A 20453-nucleotide genomic window follows, 5' to 3' on the forward strand; every position below is an offset into this window, starting at 1 on the left:
TGTGTCGTTGATCGAAGGGCCGCTCTCTCACAGACTTGACCCCTGCCGTCCCCGACACCAGACCGCCCCGCCCTCAGATCAACAGCCGCCCCGCCGCCAGGCGAACAGCCACCCCCCCGACGAAGGGACGATCCGTCCGATGCCCACGCCCGCCGATCCCGCCGATCCCACCGTTCTGCACCCCATGCCCGGCCAGCCCCGCGTGGTGCTCCTGAAGCCGCTGGTGAACTCCCCGTTGATCGAGGTCGGAGAGTTCTCGTACTACGACGACCCGGACGGTGCGACCGCCTTCGAGGCACGCAACGTGCTCTACCACTATGGGCCCGAGCGGCTCGTCATCGGGAAGTTCTGCGCGCTGGGCACCGGCGTACGGTTCCTCATGAACGGTGCCAACCACCGCATGGACGGCCCCTCCACCTTCCCCTTCCCCACCATGGGCGGCTCATGGGCCGACCACTTCGACCTCCTCACCGGCCTGCCCAACCGTGGGGACACGGTGGTCGGCAACGACGTGTGGTTCGGCTTCGATACGACCGTCATGCCGGGTGTACGCATCGGACACGGCGCGATCATCGCGGCGGGCTCCGTGGTCACGACGGACGTCCCCGACTACGGCGTCGTAGGCGGCAACCCCGCCCGCCTGATCCGCACCCGCTACAACGAACGGGACACCGCCCGGCTCTTGGCGGTGGCCTGGTGGGACTGGCCCATCGAGACCATCACGGAGCATGTGCGCACCATCATGTCGGGCAGCGTGGAGGACCTGGTGAGGGCAGCGCCGCACCTCTGAGGTGCCGGGGCCGCAGGAAGGCGCGTAACACCCCGCAGACCCGACCGCCCCGCCCCGGCGCGAGACCTCTCGCGCAGCGATCAGGACAGCTACGACATCGCGTTGCGCCGCGACCGAGCTGTCCCCGCCCCAACCCGGAAGCATCGAGGGGGCCTTCGCCGAAACGGGCCTCGGGCTCGCCCCCGCCCCCTTGCGCGGGGCCCGCGCGGGCCCCGGCGCCCGCAGGGCCGGAGCCGCCCCTGCCGCCGACCGCACCCGGCTGCAAGGCGCGTACCTGCACGTCCCCGTCGTCGAGGCGTTCGACGCGATGCTCAACGTGCCGTTCTCCACGGTCGTCCCCGGGCCGATGCACCCGCCGGCCGCCCCCGAGTCGGCCCACTCGCAGGCTGCCGATCCGTGACGCGAGACATAGGGGGCGCTCGGCGTGAGAGTGCGCCGACGAATGCCTCACCTCGGGATGATCGAGGGCTTATCGAGGGATATCGATCGCCCCGACCGGGCAGAGTCGCATCGTGCTCTCCAATGCCCTCGCGCGGTGGCGCGAGCGTCTGCCCCGAACCCGCCCCGGCCTCCGCTCCCGACTCCGTCTCCGCGCGGGTGACGCCCCCGTCGTGTTCACCGCCGACTTCGCCTCGCGTACGCAGTGGGTCGCGGGCCGCTCGTCGGCGTATCCGGACGGCGGCCCCGTCAACCCCGGTGACAACAAACTGGATTACCTGGTCGAGGACCCCGCGTACAGCCGCAGTGGAGCGTTCCGGGCCACGCGTAACCCCAACAGCACCTGGAACACAGGGCTGTTGACCACGGAAGGCAGCTCCGAGGGGTTCATGGTCCGCACGGGAGACGTGCTGGAGGCTCATGTGCGGCTGCCCGTCGCGGTGGGCGCGTGGCCCGCCATCTGGACATGGCGGGACGGCGGCCAGGAGATCGACATCTTCGAGTACCACCCCGACAACCCGGATCTCCTGGAGCTGACCAACCATGTCCATGGGGGCCAGTTCTACTTCCGCGGTGCCGCGGTCGCCCCCGGCGCGGAGCTCGACCTGCGAGTCCGGTTCGGTGCCCGGTCCGTCACCTGGTGGGTGAACGGCGTGCGGGTCTTCGGCGACCGCGCGGGCGTGGGGCGCAACTGGCGCGCCTACCTCATCGTGAACCTGTCCGTCAGCGCGGGCCGCTACCACCCGGAGCCGCCGCCGGACGTGACCGAGATGACGTACGAAGTGTCGGCCTTGAAGATCCACCGCCGATGACGTGTGCCGTGCCCCGCCCATGAGGCGCGCCGCACACCGGCGACGCTGTACCCGCACGCCGCCGATGCGGCCCGCGTACCGACTCAGGTGGCGCGGCGGATGAGGAGGACGTGGTCGGTGACTTCGGCGGTCCGTCCGTCCGGCCCGGTCGCCATCCGCCGGAGCGCGTCGGCCCGTTCGACCGTCCAACCCTGCGGCTCCAGACCGATACCGGCCGCGACCTCGCGCGCGCTCGGGTAGTGGAAGGCGGGATCCTGATTCCACGACCAGGGCGCGGTCGAACCGTGGTCGACGACCAGCAGCCGGCCGCCCGGCCGCAGCGCGTGCGCCGCCGTTCGCAGGACGGCCGCCCGGTCGAACTCCTTCGGCGTGTGGAGGTAGTGGGCGCAGACGAGGTCGAACTCGCCCGGCGGGAACGAGGCCTGCAAGTCGGCTTGGAGTGAGGTGAGTCGGCGCTCCACCTCATGAGCGCGAGCCAGAGCTGCGAGCCGTTCGACCGCCACCGCCGAGATGTCGGCGGCCGTGACCCGCCAGCCCCGGCGGGCTAGCCACAGCGCGTCCCCGCCATTGCCGCAACCAAGGTCGAGCGCGTCGCCGGGCAGCAGGCTCGCCGCCGCTTCGGTGAGGCGCACGTTCGGCTGAGGGCTGTCGGCCGCAGGCCGCGCCGCGTAGACGCCGTCCCAGAACGTGGTCGCATCGCTGGTGCTCATCGGGTCCCCTTGCGTCGGAACGCGCTCAGTGTCGAAACGCGCTCGGTCTCCGAACGCGCCCGGATCGGCACGCGCTCGGTTTCGGAATGCGTTCAGTCTTGCCAGGCGCAGCACGGTCGGCACGGAATCTTGCGGTTCCGGCAAGATGGCACGACGGACCGAGACGACGCGATGGACCGTTGGGCGTGATGGATCAACCGAGCAAGAAGCACCCGAAGACCGACGAGGAAGTACTGGACGCGGTGGGACCACGCCTTCGCGCCCTGCGCCGGGCGCGCGGCATCACCCTCGCCGGCCTCGCGGCGACGACCGGCGTATCGGAGAGCACGCTGTCCCGGCTGGAGAGCGGGTTGCGCCGCCCGAGCCTCGAACTGCTGCTGCCGCTGGCCCGTACCTATGACGTGCCGTTGGACGACCTCGTCGGCGCGCCCCACACCGGCGACCCCCGGATCCACCTCAAGCCGGTCAGTCGCTTCGGTATGACGTTCGTGCCCCTGGCCCGACGGCCCGGCGGGGTGCACGCGTTCAAGATGATCATCCCCGCCCGGCGGGAGCCGCTCGAACCGATCCCGCAGACGCACGACGGCTTCGAATGGCTCTACGTACTGAGCGGGCGCCTCCGGCTCGTCACCGGCGAACGCGATCTGACCCTGCCGCCCGGCGAGGCCATCGAGTTCGACACGGCGCTGCCCCACTGGCTGGGCAGCGCCGACGGCGGCGCGGTCGAACTGCTCATCCTGTTCGGATTGCAAGGACTGCGCGCGCACGTACGGAGCGACCCGAAGGAGCCGCCCCGGGGCGAAGTCCGCCCGTAGACATGCGCGCGGCCGGGCAGCGCGAGCGGTCCGCCGCCGCGTGCGGCCGGTCCTCGTGCGCGGTCCGCCTTCGGGTGCGTCTTCGTGGCCCGGTCCTCGTGGGCGGCCCGCCTTCCCGTGCGGGCCATGGGGGAGAGGACTTTCGGAACGGCAACCGCGCCTCCGCCCTCAGCGGGCTGCCTCGCTCCGCGCCCCCATCGACCGGCCGCCCCGGCCGCCCCGGCCGCCTGAGGGCAGGCCGGTATTAAAGACTTCCCCGTCAGGGGGTATCTTGCATTGCATGGAACCAGGTGATTCGACCAAGCAGGCTCGGGCCGCCGCCCAACTGCGCAAGGGCGTCCTGGAGTACTGCGTACTCGCCCTGATGCGGGACCGGCCCCGCTACGGCGTGGAACTCCTGCACGCCCTGGAGGAATCCGGTGCCCTCGCCACCAGCCAGGGCACGGTCTACCCGCTGCTCTCCCGGCTCCGCCGCGACGACCTGGTCACCACCGCATGGCAGGAGTCCACCTCCGGACCGCCCCGGCGCTACTACGCGCTCACCGACACCGGCCGGGCCGCGCTCGATGAGTTCACCCGTGTCTGGCCCGGATTCCGCAACGCCGTCGACGCCTTCCTGACCACCCCGCCACCCCCCACCGGAGACGACGCATGAAGACCTCGACCGACCTCGTACGCGACTACCTCTCGGCCGTGGAGCGCGAAAGCTCCGCCCTGCCCGCCGACCGCCGCCAGGAACTCCTCGCGGACCTCGCCGAACACATCGAGGTGGCGCGCGCCGAGCGGCCCGACACCGCCACCGGCGAGATCCTCGCGGAGCTGGGCGATCCCCGGACGATCGCGGCGACGGCTCTCGCCGAGTCCGTGGGGGCGGCCGCCTGGGCCCCGCCCGCGGACTCCGCCCCTACCCAAGGCCGGCGCGGCAAGGTGCATCCCCTGGTCCCGCTCCTCATGCTCACCCTGTCGCTGCCGTTCATGATGGTCTTCCCCGACCTTCCCGGGCCCCTGATCGGCGTCCTGTTCCGTATCGCGGGCGCGGTGCTCCTGTGCACCTCCGTGCACTGGACCGCCGTCCAGAAGACCACCGGCGTCCTGCTCACCGCCGTGGTGCCGAGCGCCGTGATAGCCACCTGGAACCTGTCGGGCGCCCCGTCCGGCACCCCGGCCCTCGTGGCCAACCTGGTGACGCTCGCCCTCCTCGCCTGCACGGCGACCTGGCTCTGGCGGGTCCGCCGCGCCTGATTTTACGAAGGAACGTGCATGTTCCCGGCCAGTTGGGTAGGCGGTGACTGCTGGGTCGGAGGAGGGCCAGGACGCCTGGGGAGGTCGACGGGCCCTCCCATCCAGCACACTCCTCACGCGCGCCCGATATGGGCTGCTGCCACCTCGACGAACCCCGGCTGTGCGCAGTCGCCATGTCTCGACCCATGTCGCGCGGGTCGGAGCCGGTATGTCGCGTGTGTCCACCCTATGATCGGCGATCGTGGCGCACACGTTCGAGGAACTCGTCGAGATGCAGCGTACGGTCGATGCGGCGCACGCCCAGGCGGAGCAGCTGCGGAGCCAGTACGGGCCGCCGGGCACCCGCCCCTGGTCGGGCCGGCAGACGCAGACGTACGAGACCGCGTGGCGCGCATGGCGCGACCTGGCCCGTGACATGCAGAGCGCCGTCACCACGTACGCGACGGACCACGGCGAACCCCGGCAGGACCTCGAAGCCCGGGTGAGGGCGGCGGCTGGGCACACGAAGTAGACGGGGAATTGCCGCTGGGGCGCTCCCGTGCGCCACACCGGCGTTCTGCCACCGATGCCGGAAGACGCTGCCTGGCGTCGTCCGGGCCGCTGAGCAACGCCGAGCGCCGATGGTGCGGGCCGTGCCAGGATGCTCGGCATGTCTGCTCGTGCACTGAGCTTCGGGGCCGTAGCAGGAGCCTACGAGAGGTTCCGGCCGGGGTATCCCGACGAGCTCCTCGACCTGGTGATGACGTACGCGGGCCGGCCGATGGGCTCGGCCCTGGAAATCGGCGCCGGGACGGGCAAGGCGACCCGGCTGTTCGCCGCGCACGGGATCGCGGTCACCGCGACGGAGCCGGACCCCGCCATGCTCGCCGAACTCGTCAAGTCCGTGCCGCAGAAGGTGAGGACGGTGCGGGCCGCGTTCGAGGATCTGCGCCTGGACGAGACCCATGGACTGGTCTACGCGGCGGCGGCCCTGCACTGGACGCGCCCGGAGGGCCGATGGCCTCGGGTGGCCGCGCTCCTGGAACCGGAGGGCGTGTTCGCCTCCTTCGGAGGAGCGGTGCGCTTGGCCGATCCAGCGGTCGAGGAATCGGTGCGGGCGGCGCGGGCGCCCTTCCTGGACGACGACGACATCCCCTCTCCCGACGGAACCGCGCCGGATGAGGAGGTGCAGTGGCCGGGCACGGAACTGCAGCGTTCGCCCCTCTTCACCGACGTACGGCAGACCGTCATCGAGCGGCGCCTGAGGATGAGCGCCCCCGACTACTTGGGCCACCTGTCGACGGTCTCGGCCTACCTCCAACTGGCGCCGGAAAAGCGCGAGTTGACGTACGCCGTGATCGGGCGGGTGCTGCCCGGGATGGTCGAGATCAACGCCGACATCGTCGTCCACCTCGCACGTCGGCATCCCGGCTAGGGGGGCGGCAGATATCTGCGGATCACGCGGCGCTCCGCCCTGCGTGCCGGCGCGATAGCCATGGCACAGCCGCCGAGGTGGGACCAACTGGGCTATCTGCGGGCGCGTTCCGTGGCGAACCCGGCCTTGACCAGGCACATCCCGTGGCCGGTCCACCGCGCGCAAAAGGCTCAGGCCGAGCGGGGCGACCCGGGTGCCTGGCCCACGCCGGGCCTCGTCCAACTCGTCGAAGGAGACCCGCTGGTCGCGGTGAGGCGTCGCAGGCAGGCGTGCGCCGGCGGCCCCCAGGTGGCCTTGCCGCCCGGCCGGCCGTGGACTCCTGCCTCGCCGATCGCCATGCAGGCGAGCGCCTTGAGCAGTGCCCACCCACGCGCCCGGCGAAGGGTCGCCGGGTCAGGGGCCGGCTGGTAGACGGTGTGGAAGCGGTCCACGGCGCCGTCCGGCAGCAGGTGCCACGCCGCGGCGAGGTCGCACGCCGGATCGCCCGCGAAGAGATCGCCGAAGTCGATCACACCGCAGAAAGTGCCGTCCGCGGTAAGGACGTTGGCGGGATGCAGATCACCGTGGAGCCAGAGCTCCGGGCCCGTCCAGCCGGGCGCGCTGACGGCGTCGTCCCAGACGGCGCGGACGGCGTCCGGGTCGGGAATCAGGCCCAGGTCGGCGGCCGAGGCCAGCCGCTGCTCGAACCCGTCGGCGTGGGCGGTGAGCGGGCCCCCGCGATCGCGGCCGGCGGGCGCCCCTTCCGGCGCGGGCCGGTGAAGCGCGGTCAGGAAGGCGGCCAAGGAGTCCGCCGCTTCGGCGCGCGTCGCGGGGCAGCGGTCTGCGGGCGCTCCCGGCACCCACGTGGTGACGATCCAGGGCCGCGGAAACCGCTCGGAGGGCTCGCCGAGGCGCTGCGGGACCGGCACCGGCAAGGGAAGGCGGGGGGCCAGGACGGGTAGCCACGCGTACTCCTTGCGCAGCAGCGCGTCCGCGGACAGCGTCGCCCACGGCAGCCGGACGGCGAGGTCGTCGCCGAGCCGCCACAGCTGGTTGTCCCAGCCATGTGCGCCGAGCGTCAGAGGAAGATCGGCCAAGTCCGGGTGCTGGTCGCGCAGCAGATCCCGGATCAGTTGCGCGGTGATCTCGATCTCGGTGAGGGCCATGCCCAGCCACGCTAGCCGATGGGCCCCGACCACATGGGTGACCTGGCTCACGTGTGGTCGTTCAGCGACGACTGGCGGGCCATGGATGTCTCACATCGCCAGGGCGCTCAGGTCAGGGGCAGGATGCCGGGCAGGGCAGGGCAGGGCGGGGCGGGGCGGAGGGCGGGGGCGCCGAGCGGCGGGCTCCGACCAAGTCGGCGAAGGCACGCGCCAGCGGAGTCAGCGCTTCCCATCGGCGTACCGCCCAGCCGACGGGAAGCGGCGGAAGGTCCGGCAGCGGCAGGAACCGCAACGGGCCGGCGGTGGTATCGCCCAGCCCCTGGCCGGGAAGATCGGGAACGACCGCGTGTCCCACCCCCAGGCCGGCGAGCAGGATGGCGGTGTCCCAGTCGGCGACGGCGGTGTCCGACGTGAGGTGGACACCGAGCCGCGCCAAGGCCGTGTCGACATGGGTGCGGGAGGAGGAGTTCTCCGGAAACCGGATGTGCTGGATGCCGGAGAGGTCGTCGGGCGTGATCCGTGTCCGGCCGGCGAGCGGATCGTCGGCCCGTACCGCGAGCACCCAGGGCAGCTCCACGACCGGGCGCTGCTCGATGCCCCGCACCGGCTTGCCGATGGTGACCCAGGCCAGGTCGACGGCGCCCTCGGCGAGCGCCTCGAAACATCTCCCGCTCGATGTCTCGGTCCGGAACTCCAGGACGGCCCCCGAATGCTCCGCCCGGAAGGTCACGACGGCATCGGACATGAAGTGACGCACCGATGTGGCGCCGGTCGTGACGCGCACCGACCCGGTCTCGCCGCGGGCGAGTTCCCCGAGCCGACGCAACGCGAGGTCGAGGCCGGTGATCCCTTCGGCCGCGGCCTTCTGGAGGACGCGTCCCTCGGGAGTGGGTACGACACCGCGAGGCCGACGTTCCAACAGCCGTACCCCTGTTGCCCGTTCGAGTCGTTTCACATGCTGGCTGACCGCGGACTGGGTGCAGGACAGATCCCGGGCGACGGCACTCAGACTGCCGGCGCGGCACACCGCCACGAATATGCGGAGGTCGTCGAAGGTCATGGGCATACGGCCACGATAGGTCCGCCCCACAGTGAAGGAATCTCTTGGGTGTGCGTTAGGAAACCCGAGGATTGACTTGCCCTTTGCCGCTGGCCAGGATCGTCTCGGGCCCAAGGCGGCAACCCGTCCCGTCGCTCGCACCGGTTCCGGACACGGGCGGGACGACGGGGTGGGTGCCGACCCCATAGGGATGGTGCCTCCATAGGGATGGTGCCCATAGGGGGTGTGCCCATGGGGGTTGTGCCGGCCCCGGCCCCAGAAAGAAGGGAGAAGACCTATGCAGGAGCGAGACCCCATGACCTCCCCCTCAACGACGGCCGCCGACTCCGCACGCATTCCGTCGTCCGGCGTGAAGGTGGCAGTGCTCGGTCCCGGCGGGATCGGCGGCCTGCTCGCCGCGCTCCTCTCGCGGGCCGGACACCGCGTGATCTGCATCGCCGGGGAAGCGACCGCCGAAGCCCTGCGGCACGACGGGATCCGTGTACGCAGTGAGCAGTTCGGCGACTTCACCGCCGGGGTCGAGGCGGACACGGCGCTGCGTGAGCCCGTCGACCTGTGCCTGGTGACGGTCAAGCAGAACGCACTCGACGCGGCACTCGACCGCACCCCGCCCCACTTCCTCGACGGCGGGATCGTCCTGCCCCTGCTCAACGGCATCGAGCACATGAGTACCCTGCGGGCCCACTACGGTGCGGAAGGTGTGGTCGCGGGTGTGATCCGCGTGGAGTCCACCCGCATCGCCCCCGGCGTCATCGAACACGGCAGCCCGTTCCTGGACATCGACCTCGCGCCCACCGGCGCGACGGAAGCGGTCGCTCCGCTCGCCGCCCTGCTGAACGCGGTCGGTGCGAACACGCGTGTCGTCGGAGGCGAAACCGCCGTCCTCTGGGGCAAGTTGGCCTTCCTGGCCCCTTTCGCGCTGCTCACCACACGCTACCGGCTGCCGATCGGTGCGATCAGGACCGAACGACGCCAGGAGCTGGAAGCTTTGGTCGAGGAGACCGTCGCGGTCAGCAGTGCAGCAGGCGGCCCCGGGGACGCGGCCCATGTGCTGTCGCGCTACGACGCCTTCCCACCCGGCAGCAAGTCGTCGATGCTGCGCGACGCGGAAGCGGGCCGACCGTTGGAACTCGACGCGATCGGTGGAGCTTTGCTGCGGGCGGGAGAACGGCTGGGAATCCCGACGCCGCTCACGACCCGCCTCATGAGCGAGCTCCGGGCCGACTGACGATCAGGCCGGATCGGCTGGCGCGGCGGCCGAACGCGACACGTCGCTGCGCCCCCTCCGACGCGCTCAATGGCACCGATGGCTGCCGCTGTAGCAGGGGGTGTAGTGGGGGTCCGGCTTGGGTGGCGGGTCCGGGTGTGCCTGGTGGTAGCTGTGCTGAGCGAGGACCAGCATGAGGGCGACCGCACCGGCGGCGAGGAACTGCAGGACCGCTGTGCAGGGGGCCAGGCAGACCGTCGCGATGATGGCCAGCAGCACGATCGCGGCCAGAAAGTATTCCAACCACCTGATCGAGGCCAGATCCGACGCCGCGGTGTTGGTCTGTCTGCCCTCGGCAGCCCAGGCCTCCATGGAGTCGACGAACACCTTTCTCACGCCGAGCAGGATTTCGGTCAGGAGCAGCAGCATCGCGGCGGCGATGTCGGTGCCGAGCGAAGTCTTCTTCGACCAGGGCCGGCGTCTGCGTCGGCGAGGCAGGAGTTCGGGGCGCGCCTGTGTCATGGGGCGCACCCTGCCAGAGCGACGGAGGGCGTGCCTGAGTATCCGTACTCAGTCCCTTGCGCGACACGGTTCCGCACGCCGTGAACGGCCTGCCGGGGTGAACTCAGGTGGGAGGGGCCGACCTTGGGCCATACGGCCCGGGTCGACCCCGGACATCCTGGCCCACATCTCCGCGCAACTCCGCTTGTCAGCGGGTGTGGTCAGCGGGTGTGATGGCGAATGGTGCGCTGGCCAGGAACCCTGGACAAGCGGCGGTTGGGGCGATGGGGAAACGGGTTCCGCTTGGCGGGCGCCGAAGGCGCGAGCGCGAGCAGGAGCACGAAAGTGATGACCGCGACGATGATGAGCGCCGTAACGAGCGTCATGTTGCTTCCTTCCGTCGATTACTGACGGGCTCTCACTACACCTGGTAACCAATATTGCGCGACGCAAACACGGTGCGTATACGTTTCTTCGACGTGGGTGGTGGGCGGTGCGTGACAATGTTCGATCGGCCTTTTCCACCGAACCCACGCTCCGCTCGCTGCTCAAGGATTCGGAGGTGCATTGGACGGGGGCGTGACGGACGGCGCCCAGATCGGTCCAGCGCCTGGCGCATGGCCGAGGCGTGCAGGGGGCGGACGTGGGTGCCGTCGCGGGCTTCAGGCGGGAACGAGGCTGTCGTCGTGCGGGCGCACACCGGCCAGCTGGTGGTGGGCGGCGCGGAGAGCGGCGTCTACGTCGCGGGTCCCGGTCAGCACACACAGGGTGTAGGCGGTGTCGTCCATCCGCCGGCGGACCTCGGCAGAGCCGTTCTCGGTGTGCAGGATGCGCAGCACGTCGTACTGGTCCATCAGGTTCCGCAGGACCGCGGGGTGGGCCATGAGCATCTGGTGTCGTCCTCCGGTTCACATCACATGGGCATGGTGCCGACCTGCCGACAATCCGTCCCTCTGCCACCACATGGGTACCTCGCGTGGACGGGTGGGAGCGTGGGCCGAACGGGACGACACTCTGGGCTCGGCCGGTGGACGGAGCCTGGAGCATCGCCGCACTGGGGGCTCCGGCGTGGGGCCGACCCGCGTGGGCCGGAGGCTGGAGGGGGTGCGGATGCCCGGATAAAGAATCCATAAACAGAGGCATCGAGGGTGTGTGAGTCGGCATGCGCGGGGCATGCGATGGCTCGGAGGTTGATAACTATGGTTCCCCTGCTTCTCGTTCTTCTGCTGGCTCTGATCCTTTTCGGCGCGGGCTTCGCGCTCAAGGCACTGTGGTGGATCGCGGTGATTGTGCTGGTCGTGTGGCTGGTCGGTTTCATCGCCCGTCCCAAGGGGGGTAGCGGCCGCTGGTATCGCTGGTAGCCGCAACTCTTTTCAATATGTGGGCTCCACACCGCGGAAAGCGGTGTGGAGCCCACACGTATGCCCACGCATATGAGGTCCCCCGGATGGGACTGTATGGCTGGGCCCACACCCATGCGGGCCCAGCCATGGGCAGTTGCGATCGTGCTTCTCGGGGTACGCGAGTGTGCAGTGGCCGTGGCGACGGCCTGCTCGCAAGGGAAACCGCGCCTCCACCAGGCCGCCGCCACGGCCCGCGATGCTTGCCGCTTCCCGGCATGGGCCGCATGGAGTGCGCGGGTGACCTCATGAACTGCGTAAGTCGGTCGACGCCTGGCCAACATGTCGAAATCGGAGCCGCTGCTCCGGCGTCGCTCTGATCCCGAGTCAGCAATGCGCCCGGTGTTCTCGGACTTCGGGGTCCGAATTCATAGCCGCCAATGGGTCGTTCGCGTCGGTCAACCTCCGCCGCCATGCGATCAAAAGCAGCGTGCTGACCGGAACTCTGGACCGTGCGGTGTTAATCCGTGCTGCCGGACCGCTGCGCCACGCGGTAGTGGAGATACACGACTTGAGAGCTGAAGGTGCGGGTCTCCACGAGGTCGAGGTCGACGTGCTGCGCGTGCTGAGCGAAGAACGGGATGCCGCCGCCGACCAACACCGGGTAGACCCGGATCCGGTACTCGTCGATCAGACCGAGGCCCGCTGCCTCGGCGGCGAGGGACGCGCCGCCGATCGCGATGCTGCCTTCGCCGGGTTCGGCTCGCAGCCTCGCGATCTCCTCCGCCAGGCCGCCGGAAGCCAGCCGTGTGTCGCTGCCCTGGACCGCCGAGAGGGTAGTGGAGAACACCACCTTCGGGAGCGCTTTCCAGAGCACGGCCCACTCCAGCAAGGCGTCGTCCGGCGCAGGATCCTGGTCGGCGGTCTCCCAGTACAGCATCGTCTCGTAGAGTCGCCGTCCCATGAGGTGGACGCCGACTTCCCGGATCTCATCGGTGACGAGACGGAAGATCTCCTCGTCGGGCGCCGCCCAGTCGAAGTCGCCAGTCGGCCCGACGATGTAGCCGTCGAGCGAGATGCCCATCGAATAGCTCACGCTGCGCATGGCACGTCCTCCTCGGTCATGTCTTCGACGGTACGGGCGCCCAGCGCTCAGTGAGTTCCCTTCCTTGTATACGGGCGGGTGAGGTCACGCGAAGGGCGTACGACTCACAGCGGCTGGCCGCTCGCGCTGTCTGCCCGCCTGGTCGGGGCGTGGGCTGAAGGCGTACGCGTCCGGCTCGTGGAAATCCGGTGGTCGGCCCGCGCCATGAGGGCGCAAGATGGCGCATGACTTTGCCCACCCCCGTACTGCTTACCGATCGCCTGCGGCTGCGCCCCTTCACCGAGAACGACGCAGGCCCCCTCTTCGCGCTGCACAGCAACAGCTATGTGATGCGCTACTGGGACTCCCCGCCGTGGACCGAGCCGGCCCGCGCCAAGCCCTTCATCGCGACGTGCCGGAAGATGGCGGACGAAGGCACGGGGGCGCGGGTGGCCATCGACCGCGCCTCTGACGGGGCCTTCATCGGCTGGTGCGGTCTGACCGGATGGAACCCGGTCTTCCGCAGCGCGTCCTTGGGCTACGTCTTCGATGAGGCGGCATGGGGCCACGGCTACGCGACGGAGGCCGCGCACGCCTTGCTGCGATGGGCCTTCGACGCGCTGGACCTGAACCGGGTCCAGGCCGAGACCGATACGCGCAACGTGGCCTCTGCCCGGGTGCTGGAGAAGGTCGGCTTCGTGCGCGAAGGGACGCTGCGGGAGGACTGTGTCGTGAACGGCGAGGTATCGGACTCGTGGGTGTTCGGCCTCATCAGGCGAGAGTGGCAGCGTTGTCCCTGAACGCCGAGCGGCCCCGCTGACCGCTCACGGCGGGGACCCGCCGAACCCCTCGAATCCCAGTTCCACCGCGCTGCAGAAGTCCAGGCTCTCGCGGTCGAGCCCGAGCGCGTCGAAGAGGGCGCCCAGGGCCATGTCGACGTCATTGACCGAGCGGCTCACCCAGACGAACGTGGCGGGGTCCACCGCCCCCACGAACGTGCTCAGTGCAAAGTCGAACCGGCTGATTCTGAACATGGCGACATCGACGTCGCCGAGGTCTTCCCACCCCCGTTCGACGCCCAGGCGCAGCTGGCCCGCCAGTGCGTCGAGCGGTGGCTTCACCATGCCGGCCAGGTGGAAGGAGCCGGCTGCGTACGTCCACATGCTCTGCTGGAACGCCGGATTGCGCTTCTCGCCCTGGTACGACGGAGCCGCCTCCCACTCCGGCTCCGGCCCCGGAACCTCGATCTCTGCCACGCCGGTCTCCCCGCCTGATCACCACAGCCGAACCTGCCGCTCACCGTAACCGACAACGCGATCAGGTCTCATGCCGCTCGTCAGTAAGTACGTTTGCCGATCATGAGTTCGCATAAATCGAGTCCCTGTATCCTTGGTCGCGTCCGTTCGTGATGGGATTCGACGTGATGCGGATCCGAGGAGAGAAGGAGGTGAGGTTGATGACCGTGCTCGTGGCCACCACGTACAGCGTCCGGGTCTCCCTCACGTCCCGGGCAGTGGCCTGACCTCGTTCTGTCCGTCCTCGCTGGGAGCGTGAGCTCGCGAGGCCATACGAACACCACTCCGGAACGGATCCTCATTCACCATGAGCAACATGTGGACCACGCGCGCCGAGGTGCGCGCAGACATTCCCGCCCTTCGCGAGATCACCCGCGCCGCCTTCGGCACCGACGCGGAGGCCGACCTGGTCGACGCCCTGCGAGCCGACCCGGAGGCATGGATCGAGGGGCTCTCCCTCGTCTCCACCGACGCGAGCGACCGTCCCATCGGCCACGCGCTGCTCACCCGCTGCCACATCGGCAGCGTCCCGGCGCTGTGCCTGGCGCCGTGTTCCGTCCGGCCCGACCGGCAGAGAAGCGGTGCCGGCTCCGCTGCCGTCCGCGCTGCCCTCGCGGCGGCCAAGGACATGGGTGAGCGGTACGTGGTCGTGCTGGGGCACCCGGACTACTACCCCCGGTTCGGGTTCACCCGCGCTTCCGTCCACGGCATCGGCCTGAGCATCGACGTTCCGGACGAGGCCCTGATGGCGCTCGCCCTCGACGCCGGCCACCCGCTGCCCGGCGGAACCGTGCACTACGCCGCACCATTCGGCATCTGATCCACCCCGCGGTGCGGGACACGCCACGCGTCCCGCACCGCGGCCTTTTCCCGCCGCGTTGCGCCGAGCACGACGCAGCGGGCTTCGTTTCCCGCAGCCCCCGGGGCTGGGGGAGCGATCCTCGGCTCGGGGTCAGCGCAGGCGGCGCAGGAAGACGTCGCTGACGCCGTTGGTGTCCTTGGGGACGAGATTGTCCGCCGTGCTGTCGAACACCGCCGTGCGCCCGGCCAAGTCAACGCTGAAACTCAGCGTGAAAGCGTTGGCCTGCGCTCCGTCGGACGCGACGTTCACGCGCTCTACCCTGCCGGTACGCAGATCACGTACGAAGAGGTCCTCGCTGCCGTTGGTGTCGCCCGGAACCAGGTTGGAAGCGGCGGAGGTGAAGAATGCCTTCCGGTTGTCTGCGCTCATGGCGATGTGGCCGTAGGACAAGTCGTTGGCTTCCGTACCGTCCGCGGCCACACTCAACCGCCGGGCGACGCCCGTGTGCAGGTCCGTGGCGAAGGCGTCCGTGGTGCCGTTGGTGTCGCCGGCGACTATGTCGCTGTTGAGGCTCATGAACAGCGCGTACCGCCCGTCGGGGCTCAGGCCGATATCGGTGATGACCGCCACCTGCGAGCCTGCGCGAGTGTGGGCGGCCAACTGAGTGCGGCCGGTGCGCATGTCGTGTGCATAGAACACCTGGGCCCGGGGCCGCGCCAGAGCATCGCCATCGGTGTCCGTCCGAGGGACCAGATTGGAAGCCCTGCTCTTGAACCCGACCCGACTGCCGTCCGCGCTGATCACAGGAGAGATGGAATAGGCGTCTGCCTGGGTGCCGTCGGAGGCGACGCTGACGCGTGTGACGGTCCCGCGCCACATGTCTTTCACAAACACGTCCTGCGCATCATTGGTGTCCCCGGGCACCAGGTCGCTGCGCGTGGAGAGGAAGGCGACGAAGCGGCCGTTGGCGCTGATCGACGGTTCGCCGTCCGCGACTTGTTCCTGCGGCCGGTGCCCGATGAGGAGTTCCGTGTGTCGTGTCCAGCGGTCGCGAACGTACACCTCGGTGCTGCCGGTCGGGTTGCCGCCGGGCACGAGGTTCGTCGCGTCAGAGGTGAAGACGACGTACCGACCGTTGCCGCTGACTGCGGCGTCCCCGGAGGATCCGTCGGCGGGGGTTCCGTCGGGGGCCGTGTTGACCCGTTCGACCTTCCCGGTGCGTAACTCCTTGAGGAAAGAGCCGCCTTTCCGGGTGTCGCCGGGTATCAGGTTGTCGGCCTGCGAGCCGAAGATGAGGAAGCGGCCGTCACCGCTGAGCGCCCCCTGCCCCGACTCGCCGTTCGCCTCCGTGCCGTCGGTGGCGACGCTGATCCGCTCGGTGCGTTCCCGGTGTCCCTCCGCTGAAGCGAACGCCGACGGCGCCGCTGTTGTGCAGGCTACGAAGACCGCCGCCACGACGGCTGTACGTCTGAACTGGCGCATGCAACTCCCCTTGCTGAAGCGCTGGATGGTGCCCGATCGAGCCGGTGGCAGCCAACCGCGAGGCGCAGCGCGCGTCAATGGGGGACGGCCCCGCTCCGGTGTGCGTCGGCCGGCGCCGTCCCGTGCCGTCCAGAACGCAAAAGCGAGGCTGGCCGAGAGCGTGCCGTTGCTCCCTTCGTGGTCCAGGCGTTGCTGCTGCCGCTCGTGCCGGCGGGTACGTCGATCGGCATGCTCATCCTCGTCACGGACCGGTCCTCGGGCGATCGCCGGTAGGCGGGGAGACGCTCGCACCGCGCGAGCGCGCGACGCGGAATCCAACGTCGTCGACCTGGAACGTGGGGTGGCTGCGGCGTCGCGCGGAGGCTCGGCAGCTCCAGTGTTCGTCGAACCAGCCTCCGCCGCGTAGCACCCGGTAGGCGCCGTAGACCTCGGCGTCGTAGACGTCCCAGCACCAGTCCCAGACGTTGCCGAGCATGTCGTACAGCCCCCACGGGTTGGGTCGCTTGCCACCCACCGCGTGGACCTGTGCGTCCGAGGTGTCTCGGTACCAGGCGATCTCGTCCAGGGGCCCGTAGCGGGGTCCTGTCGTGCCGGCACGACAGGCGTGCTCCCACTCGGCTTCGGTCGGCAGCCGGTATCCGTCGGCGGACGCATCCCATCCGATGTCCTCACCGTTGCTGTGAAGGGCATAGGCAGGCGCGAGTCCCTCGCGTTGGGACAGGGCGTTGCAGAAGCGGACCGCGTCCCACCAGGAAACGCTCTCAACGGGCAACGCCTCTCCCGTGGCGGCGCTCGGTCGCTCGCCCGTGACCGATGCGTACAGGGCCTGGCTGACGGGGAACGCGGCCAGCTCGTAGGGCGCGAGCTCGACCGACCAGCTGCGCCGCGTCCGCCGGTCGGACAGGGATACCTGTCCCGCCGGGATGGCGATCATCTCTACCCGGGTTCCATCCATGGGGCGTGCATCCATGGGCAGATGATCGCATCGAGGCGCGTACCGGACGATCACGTGGCCGGCTTGCCCTACGCCGGATTTGCAGCGGGGCCAGGCAAGTAACTGGCCTTCCCCGCAGCAGAGTTCACGTCGAATTATCAATGACTAGTATCCGGCGGCTCGGAGGTTCGGTTGCGGAGGTGCTGCTGCCGGTGCCGGTGCCGGTGCCGGTGGCGGGACATGAGCGGATGCCGCGCCGGCTCAGCCGACGCGGCATCTGTTCGTGGTGGGCGGTTACTTGCGGGGGCCGCCGTGGCGCCGTACCCATGGGCCGTCGGCTCCTCGGTGGAGCGGGGTCCGAACCGGAGCAGGGGCGAATCCTGTCACGCCGAACCGGCTACGGGAGCGAGCGGGGGAGGACCGGTGACGCCTCCAGGGGGCGGGGCGACCGGCCGGGCTTCCGCCTTCTCGCCTGCCTTCTCCTCCGCGTTCGCGTCCGTGGGGCGCCGGGCCCCCATGGCTACCGGCCGTACGGTCCTGGTGGACGTGGCCGCCGACGGAGGGACGCCGGTTGTCCCGCTCGAACGGTCGGCCGTGGCGCTGAGGAGCACGGCGTGCCGGGCCGGCCGACTCTTCGGCTCGACCCCCACGGCCGCGGTGCTGTCCGCAGCGGGGTGGCTCCGTCCGGGCGGGGGAGTGCCGGTGGTGGTGCCGCCACCCATGGCGGGGATGGTGTGCATGGGTCTCACCGGGGGCGGAGCAGACATGTGCTGTCCCCACACGCCGGCGGAACCGGCCGGGCGCGGACGATCCGCGGGCGCCCGGCCCCCAGCCGCCGGACCTTGTGACGCAGGGATCCATGGCACTGGAATCCATGTCCTCGCGCCCTATGACGTCGGGCCCACGATGGCCGGGTCGCCCCCCGCCGGATCTCCGGGGCGCCCACACGGGGGCCGAGCCCGGGAACGCCGGACTATGGGCGTCGCCAACGTCGCCGCCGAACCGGCGGACACGGGACCGGTTGCCGGAACCGCTGCTGTGATGGGCGACGAGGAGGTGTTCGGGTGGTGTGTACGGCTGCTGCCGACCACCCCGGTGACGGGTGCTGCCGCCGAGGAAACCGGATCCGGGGCGTTCGGGGCGGGATTCGGGCCGTGCGAATCGGCCCCGGCCCTGGGCACTCATGGCGTGGGGGCTGCGGACCGTAGAGCCTTCGTCGAAGTCGTGACGAGGGCCGACAGGGCGGGCGGAGCCGCGCCCGGGGAGGCGCTTGAACTGGTTTGAGGATTCGGGACGCATGATGCGACCACCTTTCAGTAGAGAATCACGATCGTTTCGCGATAGCTCAACGATATATCGCTAAGACTCCTCGGTCAACCCTCGGCTCGGTGGGGGGTGTCCCGCCTTGGTCCACCTAGTCCTTGTCCTGGGCGCGCCAGAAGGACCGTCGACGCATGAACAGGCCGCCGGGCACGGCTTCGTCTGGCCAGGTCGGCCGTGGGCCCGGCGCAGTCAAGGTGGGACTCGGCACCGTGCGGGGCAGGCTCCAACTCCCTTGATCGGGCTGCAACTACCCGCTGCTGGCCGGCGCCTCGCAGCCTCCACCGGGTGGCCAGGGCCTGGGCGGGGCCCGTGCCTCGCCGCACGAGCGGTGCCCCGCCGATCGCGACGGCGTCGCCCCGATGTCGCCGAGCCCCCTGTTAGCGTCCTCCGGTGATCACTCTCGGGGAACCCGCATTCTTCACGCGCCTGCGCGACGCGCGAAGGGTGCTCATCGCCGGCGCGGGCGGCGGCTTCGACGTGTATGCCGGGCTGCCGCTCGCGCTCGCCCTGCAGTCGGAGGGCAAGGAGGTGCACCTCGCCAACCTGTCCTTCGCCGACCTGTACGGCCTGGACAGTGAGGTGTGGGTAGACCTGGATGTCGCGGCCGTCACGCCCGACACCCCGCTGCGCGGCGACTATTTCCCCGAGCGGACGCTCGCCCAATGGCTCGCGACGCAAGGTCTGCCGTCGACCGTGTACGCGTTCCCGAGTATCGGGGTCGCTCCGCTACGGGCGGCCTATCGCGCGCTCATCGCGCATCTCGGTGGCGTCGACGCGGTCGTGTTGGTGGACGGCGGGACCGACATCCTGATGCGAGGCGACGAAAACGGCCTCGGTACTCCTGAGGAGGACATGGCGAGCCTGGGTGCCGTGAGCGGGCTCGACGAGGTCCCGCACCGGCTGGTGGCCTGCCTCGGCTTCGGAGTGGACGCGTATCACGGCGTGAACCACTCGCTCGTCCTGGAGAACCTGGCCGCTCTGGACCGGGACGGCGCCTACCTCGGCGCGTTCTCGCTGCTGGGGGCGGCGCGGGAGGGTGCGCTGTATCTCGACGCGGTCGCACACGCCCATTGCCACACCGTGAGCCACCCGAGCATCGTGAACGGATCCGTCGCCGCCGCTGTGCGCGGTGACTTCGGCGACGTCCGGTTCACGGAGAGGACCAGGGGCGGCGAGCTGTTCGTCAACCCGCTCATGGCCCTGTACTTCTGCGTGGACCTGCCCGGACTGGCCGCACGCAACCTCTACCTCGACCTGCTGGAGCAAACGTTTCTGATGCGGCAGGTGAGTTCCGTGATCGAGGAGTTCCGCACCACGCTGCCCCGTCAGCGCCCGCCGCGCACCTTCCCGCACTGAGCCTCGTCCTGTTCGCGCGGACTCGTAGTCACCATGGTGGCGCCGTCACATGTGTGTGGGCTCCCCACCGGAGAAACAAAAGGCGGGGAGCCCACAGGTCCAGCTTGTTTGCCGGTGTCTACCAGCGGTACCAGCGGCCGCTTCCTCCCTTGGGACGGGCGATGAAGCCGACGAGCCAGACGACGAGCACGATGATCGCGATCCACCACAGCGCCTTCAGCGCGAAGCCCGCGCCGAAGAGGATCAGGGCCAGAAGGAGAACGAGAAGCAGGGGAACCATAGTTATCAACCTCCGAGCCACCGGATGCCCCGCCGTGGCCCGTCCACACAGCCCGGATGCCACTGTTTACAGAATTCTTAGGCGGGCATCTGCCCTTGCCGTTCTCCCGCCGGGACCCACCGCCCTACTCGGACGCGCCCGCTCCCGCACGAGCGGGCCGAGCGCCGCCCGTGCTGCGAGCGCCCCCATTGCGCCGCCTTGATGTCCCGGCCTCCGGGGTATGTCCTGCGTGCCGTGAGTCTTGTGGCGAGCATGGCGGGCCCTGCCCTGGACGCCGACCCGCTGCGCCGCACGTCCTCCGGGCACGTCGCCCCCTGTGCCCGCCCCCGTTCCGTACGAGCACGCCCACCAGACCGCCATCGACAGCGAGGACCGACAGCGAGGACCGACAGCGAGGACCGACAGCGAGGACGACAGCGAGGA

At 70.0% G+C, this 20453-nt stretch carries 25 protein-coding genes; 14 read left to right on the forward strand and 11 right to left on the reverse strand.

Annotation, left to right across the window (positions count from 1 at the left end; translation table 11 throughout):
* The first annotated feature begins 139 nt into the window (after positions 1-139).
* The 3 genes from OOJ98_RS28720 (at position 140) to OOJ98_RS28730 (ending at position 2040) form a co-directional block, all read left to right on the forward strand.
* The gene (locus OOJ98_RS28720) at positions 140-790 is read left to right on the forward strand and encodes a CatB-related O-acetyltransferase (protein WP_267057957.1); all 651 of its coding nucleotides are present in this window, start codon (positions 140-142) and stop codon (positions 788-790) included.
* Between the two features lie 190 nt (positions 791-980).
* A complete protein-coding gene (locus OOJ98_RS28725; RefSeq protein WP_267057958.1) occupies positions 981-1190 on the forward strand; it encodes a hypothetical protein in 210 nt (69 codons plus the stop codon).
* A 211-nt stretch (positions 1191-1401) separates the two neighbouring features.
* Complete coding sequence (locus OOJ98_RS28730) at positions 1402-2040, forward strand: beta-glucanase (RefSeq protein ID WP_267058274.1); 639 nt, start codon at positions 1402-1404, stop codon at positions 2038-2040.
* Positions 2041-2123: 83 nt separating this feature from the next.
* On the opposite strand, the gene OOJ98_RS28735 is transcribed toward OOJ98_RS28730, so the two are convergent.
* Complete coding sequence (locus OOJ98_RS28735; RefSeq protein ID WP_267057959.1) at positions 2124-2750, reverse strand: bifunctional 2-polyprenyl-6-hydroxyphenol methylase/3-demethylubiquinol 3-O-methyltransferase UbiG; 627 nt, start codon at positions 2748-2750, stop codon at positions 2124-2126.
* 188 nt (positions 2751-2938) lie between these two features.
* Between OOJ98_RS28735 and OOJ98_RS28740 the strand changes: the two genes are divergently transcribed.
* The 5 genes from OOJ98_RS28740 (at position 2939) to OOJ98_RS28760 (ending at position 6221) form a co-directional block, all read left to right on the forward strand.
* The gene (locus tag OOJ98_RS28740) at positions 2939-3565 is read left to right on the forward strand and encodes a helix-turn-helix domain-containing protein (RefSeq protein ID WP_267057960.1); all 627 of its coding nucleotides are present in this window, start codon (positions 2939-2941) and stop codon (positions 3563-3565) included.
* A gap of 280 nt (positions 3566-3845) precedes the next feature.
* Positions 3846-4220 carry a PadR family transcriptional regulator gene (locus OOJ98_RS28745; protein ID WP_267057961.1) on the forward strand — a complete coding sequence of 125 codons (375 nt, stop codon included), beginning with the start codon at positions 3846-3848 and terminating at the stop codon, positions 4218-4220.
* Positions 4217-4807, forward strand: coding sequence for a hypothetical protein (locus tag OOJ98_RS28750; protein WP_267057962.1), 591 nt, complete (start codon positions 4217-4219; stop codon positions 4805-4807). The genes OOJ98_RS28745 and OOJ98_RS28750 overlap by 4 nt, the downstream gene beginning before the upstream one ends.
* A gap of 241 nt (positions 4808-5048) precedes the next feature.
* On the forward strand, positions 5049-5318 hold the full coding sequence (locus OOJ98_RS28755; RefSeq protein ID WP_267057963.1) for a hypothetical protein: 270 nt from the start codon (positions 5049-5051) through the stop codon (positions 5316-5318).
* A 138-nt stretch (positions 5319-5456) separates the two neighbouring features.
* Positions 5457-6221, forward strand: coding sequence for a trans-aconitate 2-methyltransferase (locus OOJ98_RS28760; RefSeq protein ID WP_267057964.1), 765 nt, complete (start codon positions 5457-5459; stop codon positions 6219-6221).
* Between the two features lie 170 nt (positions 6222-6391).
* Here the strand turns inward: OOJ98_RS28760 and OOJ98_RS28765 are convergent, their stop codons facing one another.
* A complete protein-coding gene (locus OOJ98_RS28765) occupies positions 6392-7366 on the reverse strand; it encodes an aminoglycoside phosphotransferase family protein (RefSeq protein ID WP_267057965.1) in 975 nt (324 codons plus the stop codon).
* 112 nt (positions 7367-7478) lie between these two features.
* Complete coding sequence (locus OOJ98_RS28770) at positions 7479-8426, reverse strand: LysR family transcriptional regulator (RefSeq protein WP_267058275.1); 948 nt, start codon at positions 8424-8426, stop codon at positions 7479-7481.
* 295 nt (positions 8427-8721) lie between these two features.
* Between OOJ98_RS28770 and OOJ98_RS28775 the strand changes: the two genes are divergently transcribed.
* Positions 8722-9654, forward strand: coding sequence for a ketopantoate reductase family protein (locus tag OOJ98_RS28775; RefSeq protein ID WP_267057966.1), 933 nt, complete (start codon positions 8722-8724; stop codon positions 9652-9654).
* Positions 9655-9720: 66 nt separating this feature from the next.
* Here OOJ98_RS28775 and OOJ98_RS28780 read toward each other — a convergent pair whose 3' ends face one another.
* The 3 genes from OOJ98_RS28780 to OOJ98_RS28790 form a co-directional block, all read right to left on the reverse strand.
* Positions 9721-10155, reverse strand: coding sequence for a DUF6234 family protein (locus OOJ98_RS28780; protein WP_267057967.1), 435 nt, complete (start codon positions 10153-10155; stop codon positions 9721-9723).
* A gap of 200 nt (positions 10156-10355) precedes the next feature.
* Positions 10356-10520: a hypothetical protein gene (locus tag OOJ98_RS28785; protein WP_267057968.1), complete on the reverse strand. Its 165-nt coding sequence runs from the start codon at positions 10518-10520 to the stop codon at positions 10356-10358.
* A 276-nt stretch (positions 10521-10796) separates the two neighbouring features.
* A complete protein-coding gene (locus tag OOJ98_RS28790) occupies positions 10797-11024 on the reverse strand; it encodes a DUF5133 domain-containing protein (RefSeq protein WP_267057969.1) in 228 nt (75 codons plus the stop codon).
* A 309-nt stretch (positions 11025-11333) separates the two neighbouring features.
* Between OOJ98_RS28790 and OOJ98_RS28795 the strand changes: the two genes are divergently transcribed.
* A complete protein-coding gene (locus OOJ98_RS28795) occupies positions 11334-11495 on the forward strand; it encodes a hydrophobic protein (RefSeq protein WP_161252934.1) in 162 nt (53 codons plus the stop codon).
* A 499-nt stretch (positions 11496-11994) separates the two neighbouring features.
* Here OOJ98_RS28795 and OOJ98_RS28800 read toward each other — a convergent pair whose 3' ends face one another.
* A complete protein-coding gene (locus OOJ98_RS28800; protein WP_267057970.1) occupies positions 11995-12579 on the reverse strand; it encodes a dihydrofolate reductase family protein in 585 nt (194 codons plus the stop codon).
* A 224-nt stretch (positions 12580-12803) separates the two neighbouring features.
* Between OOJ98_RS28800 and OOJ98_RS28805 the strand changes: the two genes are divergently transcribed.
* The gene (locus OOJ98_RS28805) at positions 12804-13358 is read left to right on the forward strand and encodes a GNAT family N-acetyltransferase (RefSeq protein WP_267057971.1); all 555 of its coding nucleotides are present in this window, start codon (positions 12804-12806) and stop codon (positions 13356-13358) included.
* Positions 13359-13382: 24 nt separating this feature from the next.
* On the opposite strand, the gene OOJ98_RS28810 is transcribed toward OOJ98_RS28805, so the two are convergent.
* Entirely contained in the window at positions 13383-13814 is a 432-nt protein-coding gene (locus OOJ98_RS28810; protein WP_267057972.1) for a hypothetical protein, read from the reverse strand.
* 346 nt (positions 13815-14160) lie between these two features.
* Between OOJ98_RS28810 and OOJ98_RS28815 the strand changes: the two genes are divergently transcribed.
* A complete protein-coding gene (locus OOJ98_RS28815) occupies positions 14161-14673 on the forward strand; it encodes a GNAT family N-acetyltransferase (protein ID WP_267057973.1) in 513 nt (170 codons plus the stop codon).
* 132 nt (positions 14674-14805) lie between these two features.
* Here OOJ98_RS28815 and OOJ98_RS28820 read toward each other — a convergent pair whose 3' ends face one another.
* Positions 14806-16137 carry a hypothetical protein gene (locus tag OOJ98_RS28820; RefSeq protein WP_267057974.1) on the reverse strand — a complete coding sequence of 444 codons (1332 nt, stop codon included), beginning with the start codon at positions 16135-16137 and terminating at the stop codon, positions 14806-14808.
* A 241-nt stretch (positions 16138-16378) separates the two neighbouring features.
* Positions 16379-17092, reverse strand: a complete 714-nt coding sequence (locus OOJ98_RS28825) for an SUMF1/EgtB/PvdO family nonheme iron enzyme (RefSeq protein WP_267057975.1) — start codon at positions 17090-17092, stop codon at positions 16379-16381.
* Between the two features lie 954 nt (positions 17093-18046).
* Between OOJ98_RS28825 and OOJ98_RS28830 the strand changes: the two genes are divergently transcribed.
* Both OOJ98_RS28830 and OOJ98_RS28835 read left to right on the forward strand, forming a co-directional pair.
* The gene (locus OOJ98_RS28830; RefSeq protein ID WP_267057977.1) at positions 18047-18355 is read left to right on the forward strand and encodes a hypothetical protein; all 309 of its coding nucleotides are present in this window, start codon (positions 18047-18049) and stop codon (positions 18353-18355) included.
* Between the two features lie 429 nt (positions 18356-18784).
* Positions 18785-19750 (forward strand): DUF1152 domain-containing protein, encoded by a 966-nt coding sequence (locus OOJ98_RS28835; RefSeq protein ID WP_267057978.1) that lies wholly within the window; start codon positions 18785-18787, stop codon positions 19748-19750.
* Between the two features lie 118 nt (positions 19751-19868).
* Here OOJ98_RS28835 and OOJ98_RS28840 read toward each other — a convergent pair whose 3' ends face one another.
* Positions 19869-20030: a hydrophobic protein gene (locus OOJ98_RS28840; RefSeq protein ID WP_267054796.1), complete on the reverse strand. Its 162-nt coding sequence runs from the start codon at positions 20028-20030 to the stop codon at positions 19869-19871.
* Positions 20031-20453 lie beyond the last annotated feature (423 nt).

The sequence above is a fragment of the Streptomyces sp. NBC_00083 genome (assembly GCF_026343295.1).
Lineage (GTDB): Bacteria > Actinomycetota > Actinomycetes > Streptomycetales > Streptomycetaceae > Streptomyces.

What these genes read in the sequence shown, in the direction of transcription:
- OOJ98_RS28805 (WP_267057971.1), top strand. Translation starts at nt 12,804, where the DNA reads ATGACTTTGCCCACCCCCGTACTGCTTACCGATCGCCTGCGGCTGCGC.
- OOJ98_RS28760 (WP_267057964.1), top strand. Translation starts at nt 5,457, where the DNA reads ATGTCTGCTCGTGCACTGAGCTTCGGGGCCGTAGCAGGAGCCTACGAG.
- OOJ98_RS28800 (WP_267057970.1), bottom strand. Translation starts at nt 12,579, where the DNA reads ATGCGCAGCGTGAGCTATTCGATGGGCATCTCGCTCGACGGCTACATC.
- OOJ98_RS28830 (WP_267057977.1), top strand. Translation starts at nt 18,047, where the DNA reads ATGGGCGTCGCCAACGTCGCCGCCGAACCGGCGGACACGGGACCGGTT.
- OOJ98_RS28825 (WP_267057975.1), bottom strand. Translation starts at nt 17,092, where the DNA reads ATGGATGGAACCCGGGTAGAGATGATCGCCATCCCGGCGGGACAGGTA.
- OOJ98_RS28780 (WP_267057967.1), bottom strand. Translation starts at nt 10,155, where the DNA reads ATGACACAGGCGCGCCCCGAACTCCTGCCTCGCCGACGCAGACGCCGG.
- OOJ98_RS28790 (WP_267057969.1), bottom strand. Translation starts at nt 11,024, where the DNA reads ATGCTCATGGCCCACCCCGCGGTCCTGCGGAACCTGATGGACCAGTAC.
- OOJ98_RS28735 (WP_267057959.1), bottom strand. Translation starts at nt 2,750, where the DNA reads ATGAGCACCAGCGATGCGACCACGTTCTGGGACGGCGTCTACGCGGCG.
- OOJ98_RS28820 (WP_267057974.1), bottom strand. Translation starts at nt 16,137, where the DNA reads ATGCGCCAGTTCAGACGTACAGCCGTCGTGGCGGCGGTCTTCGTAGCC.
- OOJ98_RS28795 (WP_161252934.1), top strand. Translation starts at nt 11,334, where the DNA reads ATGGTTCCCCTGCTTCTCGTTCTTCTGCTGGCTCTGATCCTTTTCGGC.
- OOJ98_RS28745 (WP_267057961.1), top strand. Translation starts at nt 3,846, where the DNA reads ATGGAACCAGGTGATTCGACCAAGCAGGCTCGGGCCGCCGCCCAACTG.
- OOJ98_RS28785 (WP_267057968.1), bottom strand. Translation starts at nt 10,520, where the DNA reads ATGACGCTCGTTACGGCGCTCATCATCGTCGCGGTCATCACTTTCGTG.
- OOJ98_RS28765 (WP_267057965.1), bottom strand. Translation starts at nt 7,366, where the DNA reads ATGGCCCTCACCGAGATCGAGATCACCGCGCAACTGATCCGGGATCTG.
- OOJ98_RS28750 (WP_267057962.1), top strand. Translation starts at nt 4,217, where the DNA reads ATGAAGACCTCGACCGACCTCGTACGCGACTACCTCTCGGCCGTGGAG.
- OOJ98_RS28720 (WP_267057957.1), top strand. Translation starts at nt 140, where the DNA reads ATGCCCACGCCCGCCGATCCCGCCGATCCCACCGTTCTGCACCCCATG.
- OOJ98_RS28770 (WP_267058275.1), bottom strand. Translation starts at nt 8,426, where the DNA reads ATGACCTTCGACGACCTCCGCATATTCGTGGCGGTGTGCCGCGCCGGC.
- OOJ98_RS28775 (WP_267057966.1), top strand. Translation starts at nt 8,722, where the DNA reads ATGACCTCCCCCTCAACGACGGCCGCCGACTCCGCACGCATTCCGTCG.
- OOJ98_RS28840 (WP_267054796.1), bottom strand. Translation starts at nt 20,030, where the DNA reads ATGGTTCCCCTGCTTCTCGTTCTCCTTCTGGCCCTGATCCTCTTCGGC.
- OOJ98_RS28740 (WP_267057960.1), top strand. Translation starts at nt 2,939, where the DNA reads ATGGATCAACCGAGCAAGAAGCACCCGAAGACCGACGAGGAAGTACTG.
- OOJ98_RS28815 (WP_267057973.1), top strand. Translation starts at nt 14,161, where the DNA reads ATGAGCAACATGTGGACCACGCGCGCCGAGGTGCGCGCAGACATTCCC.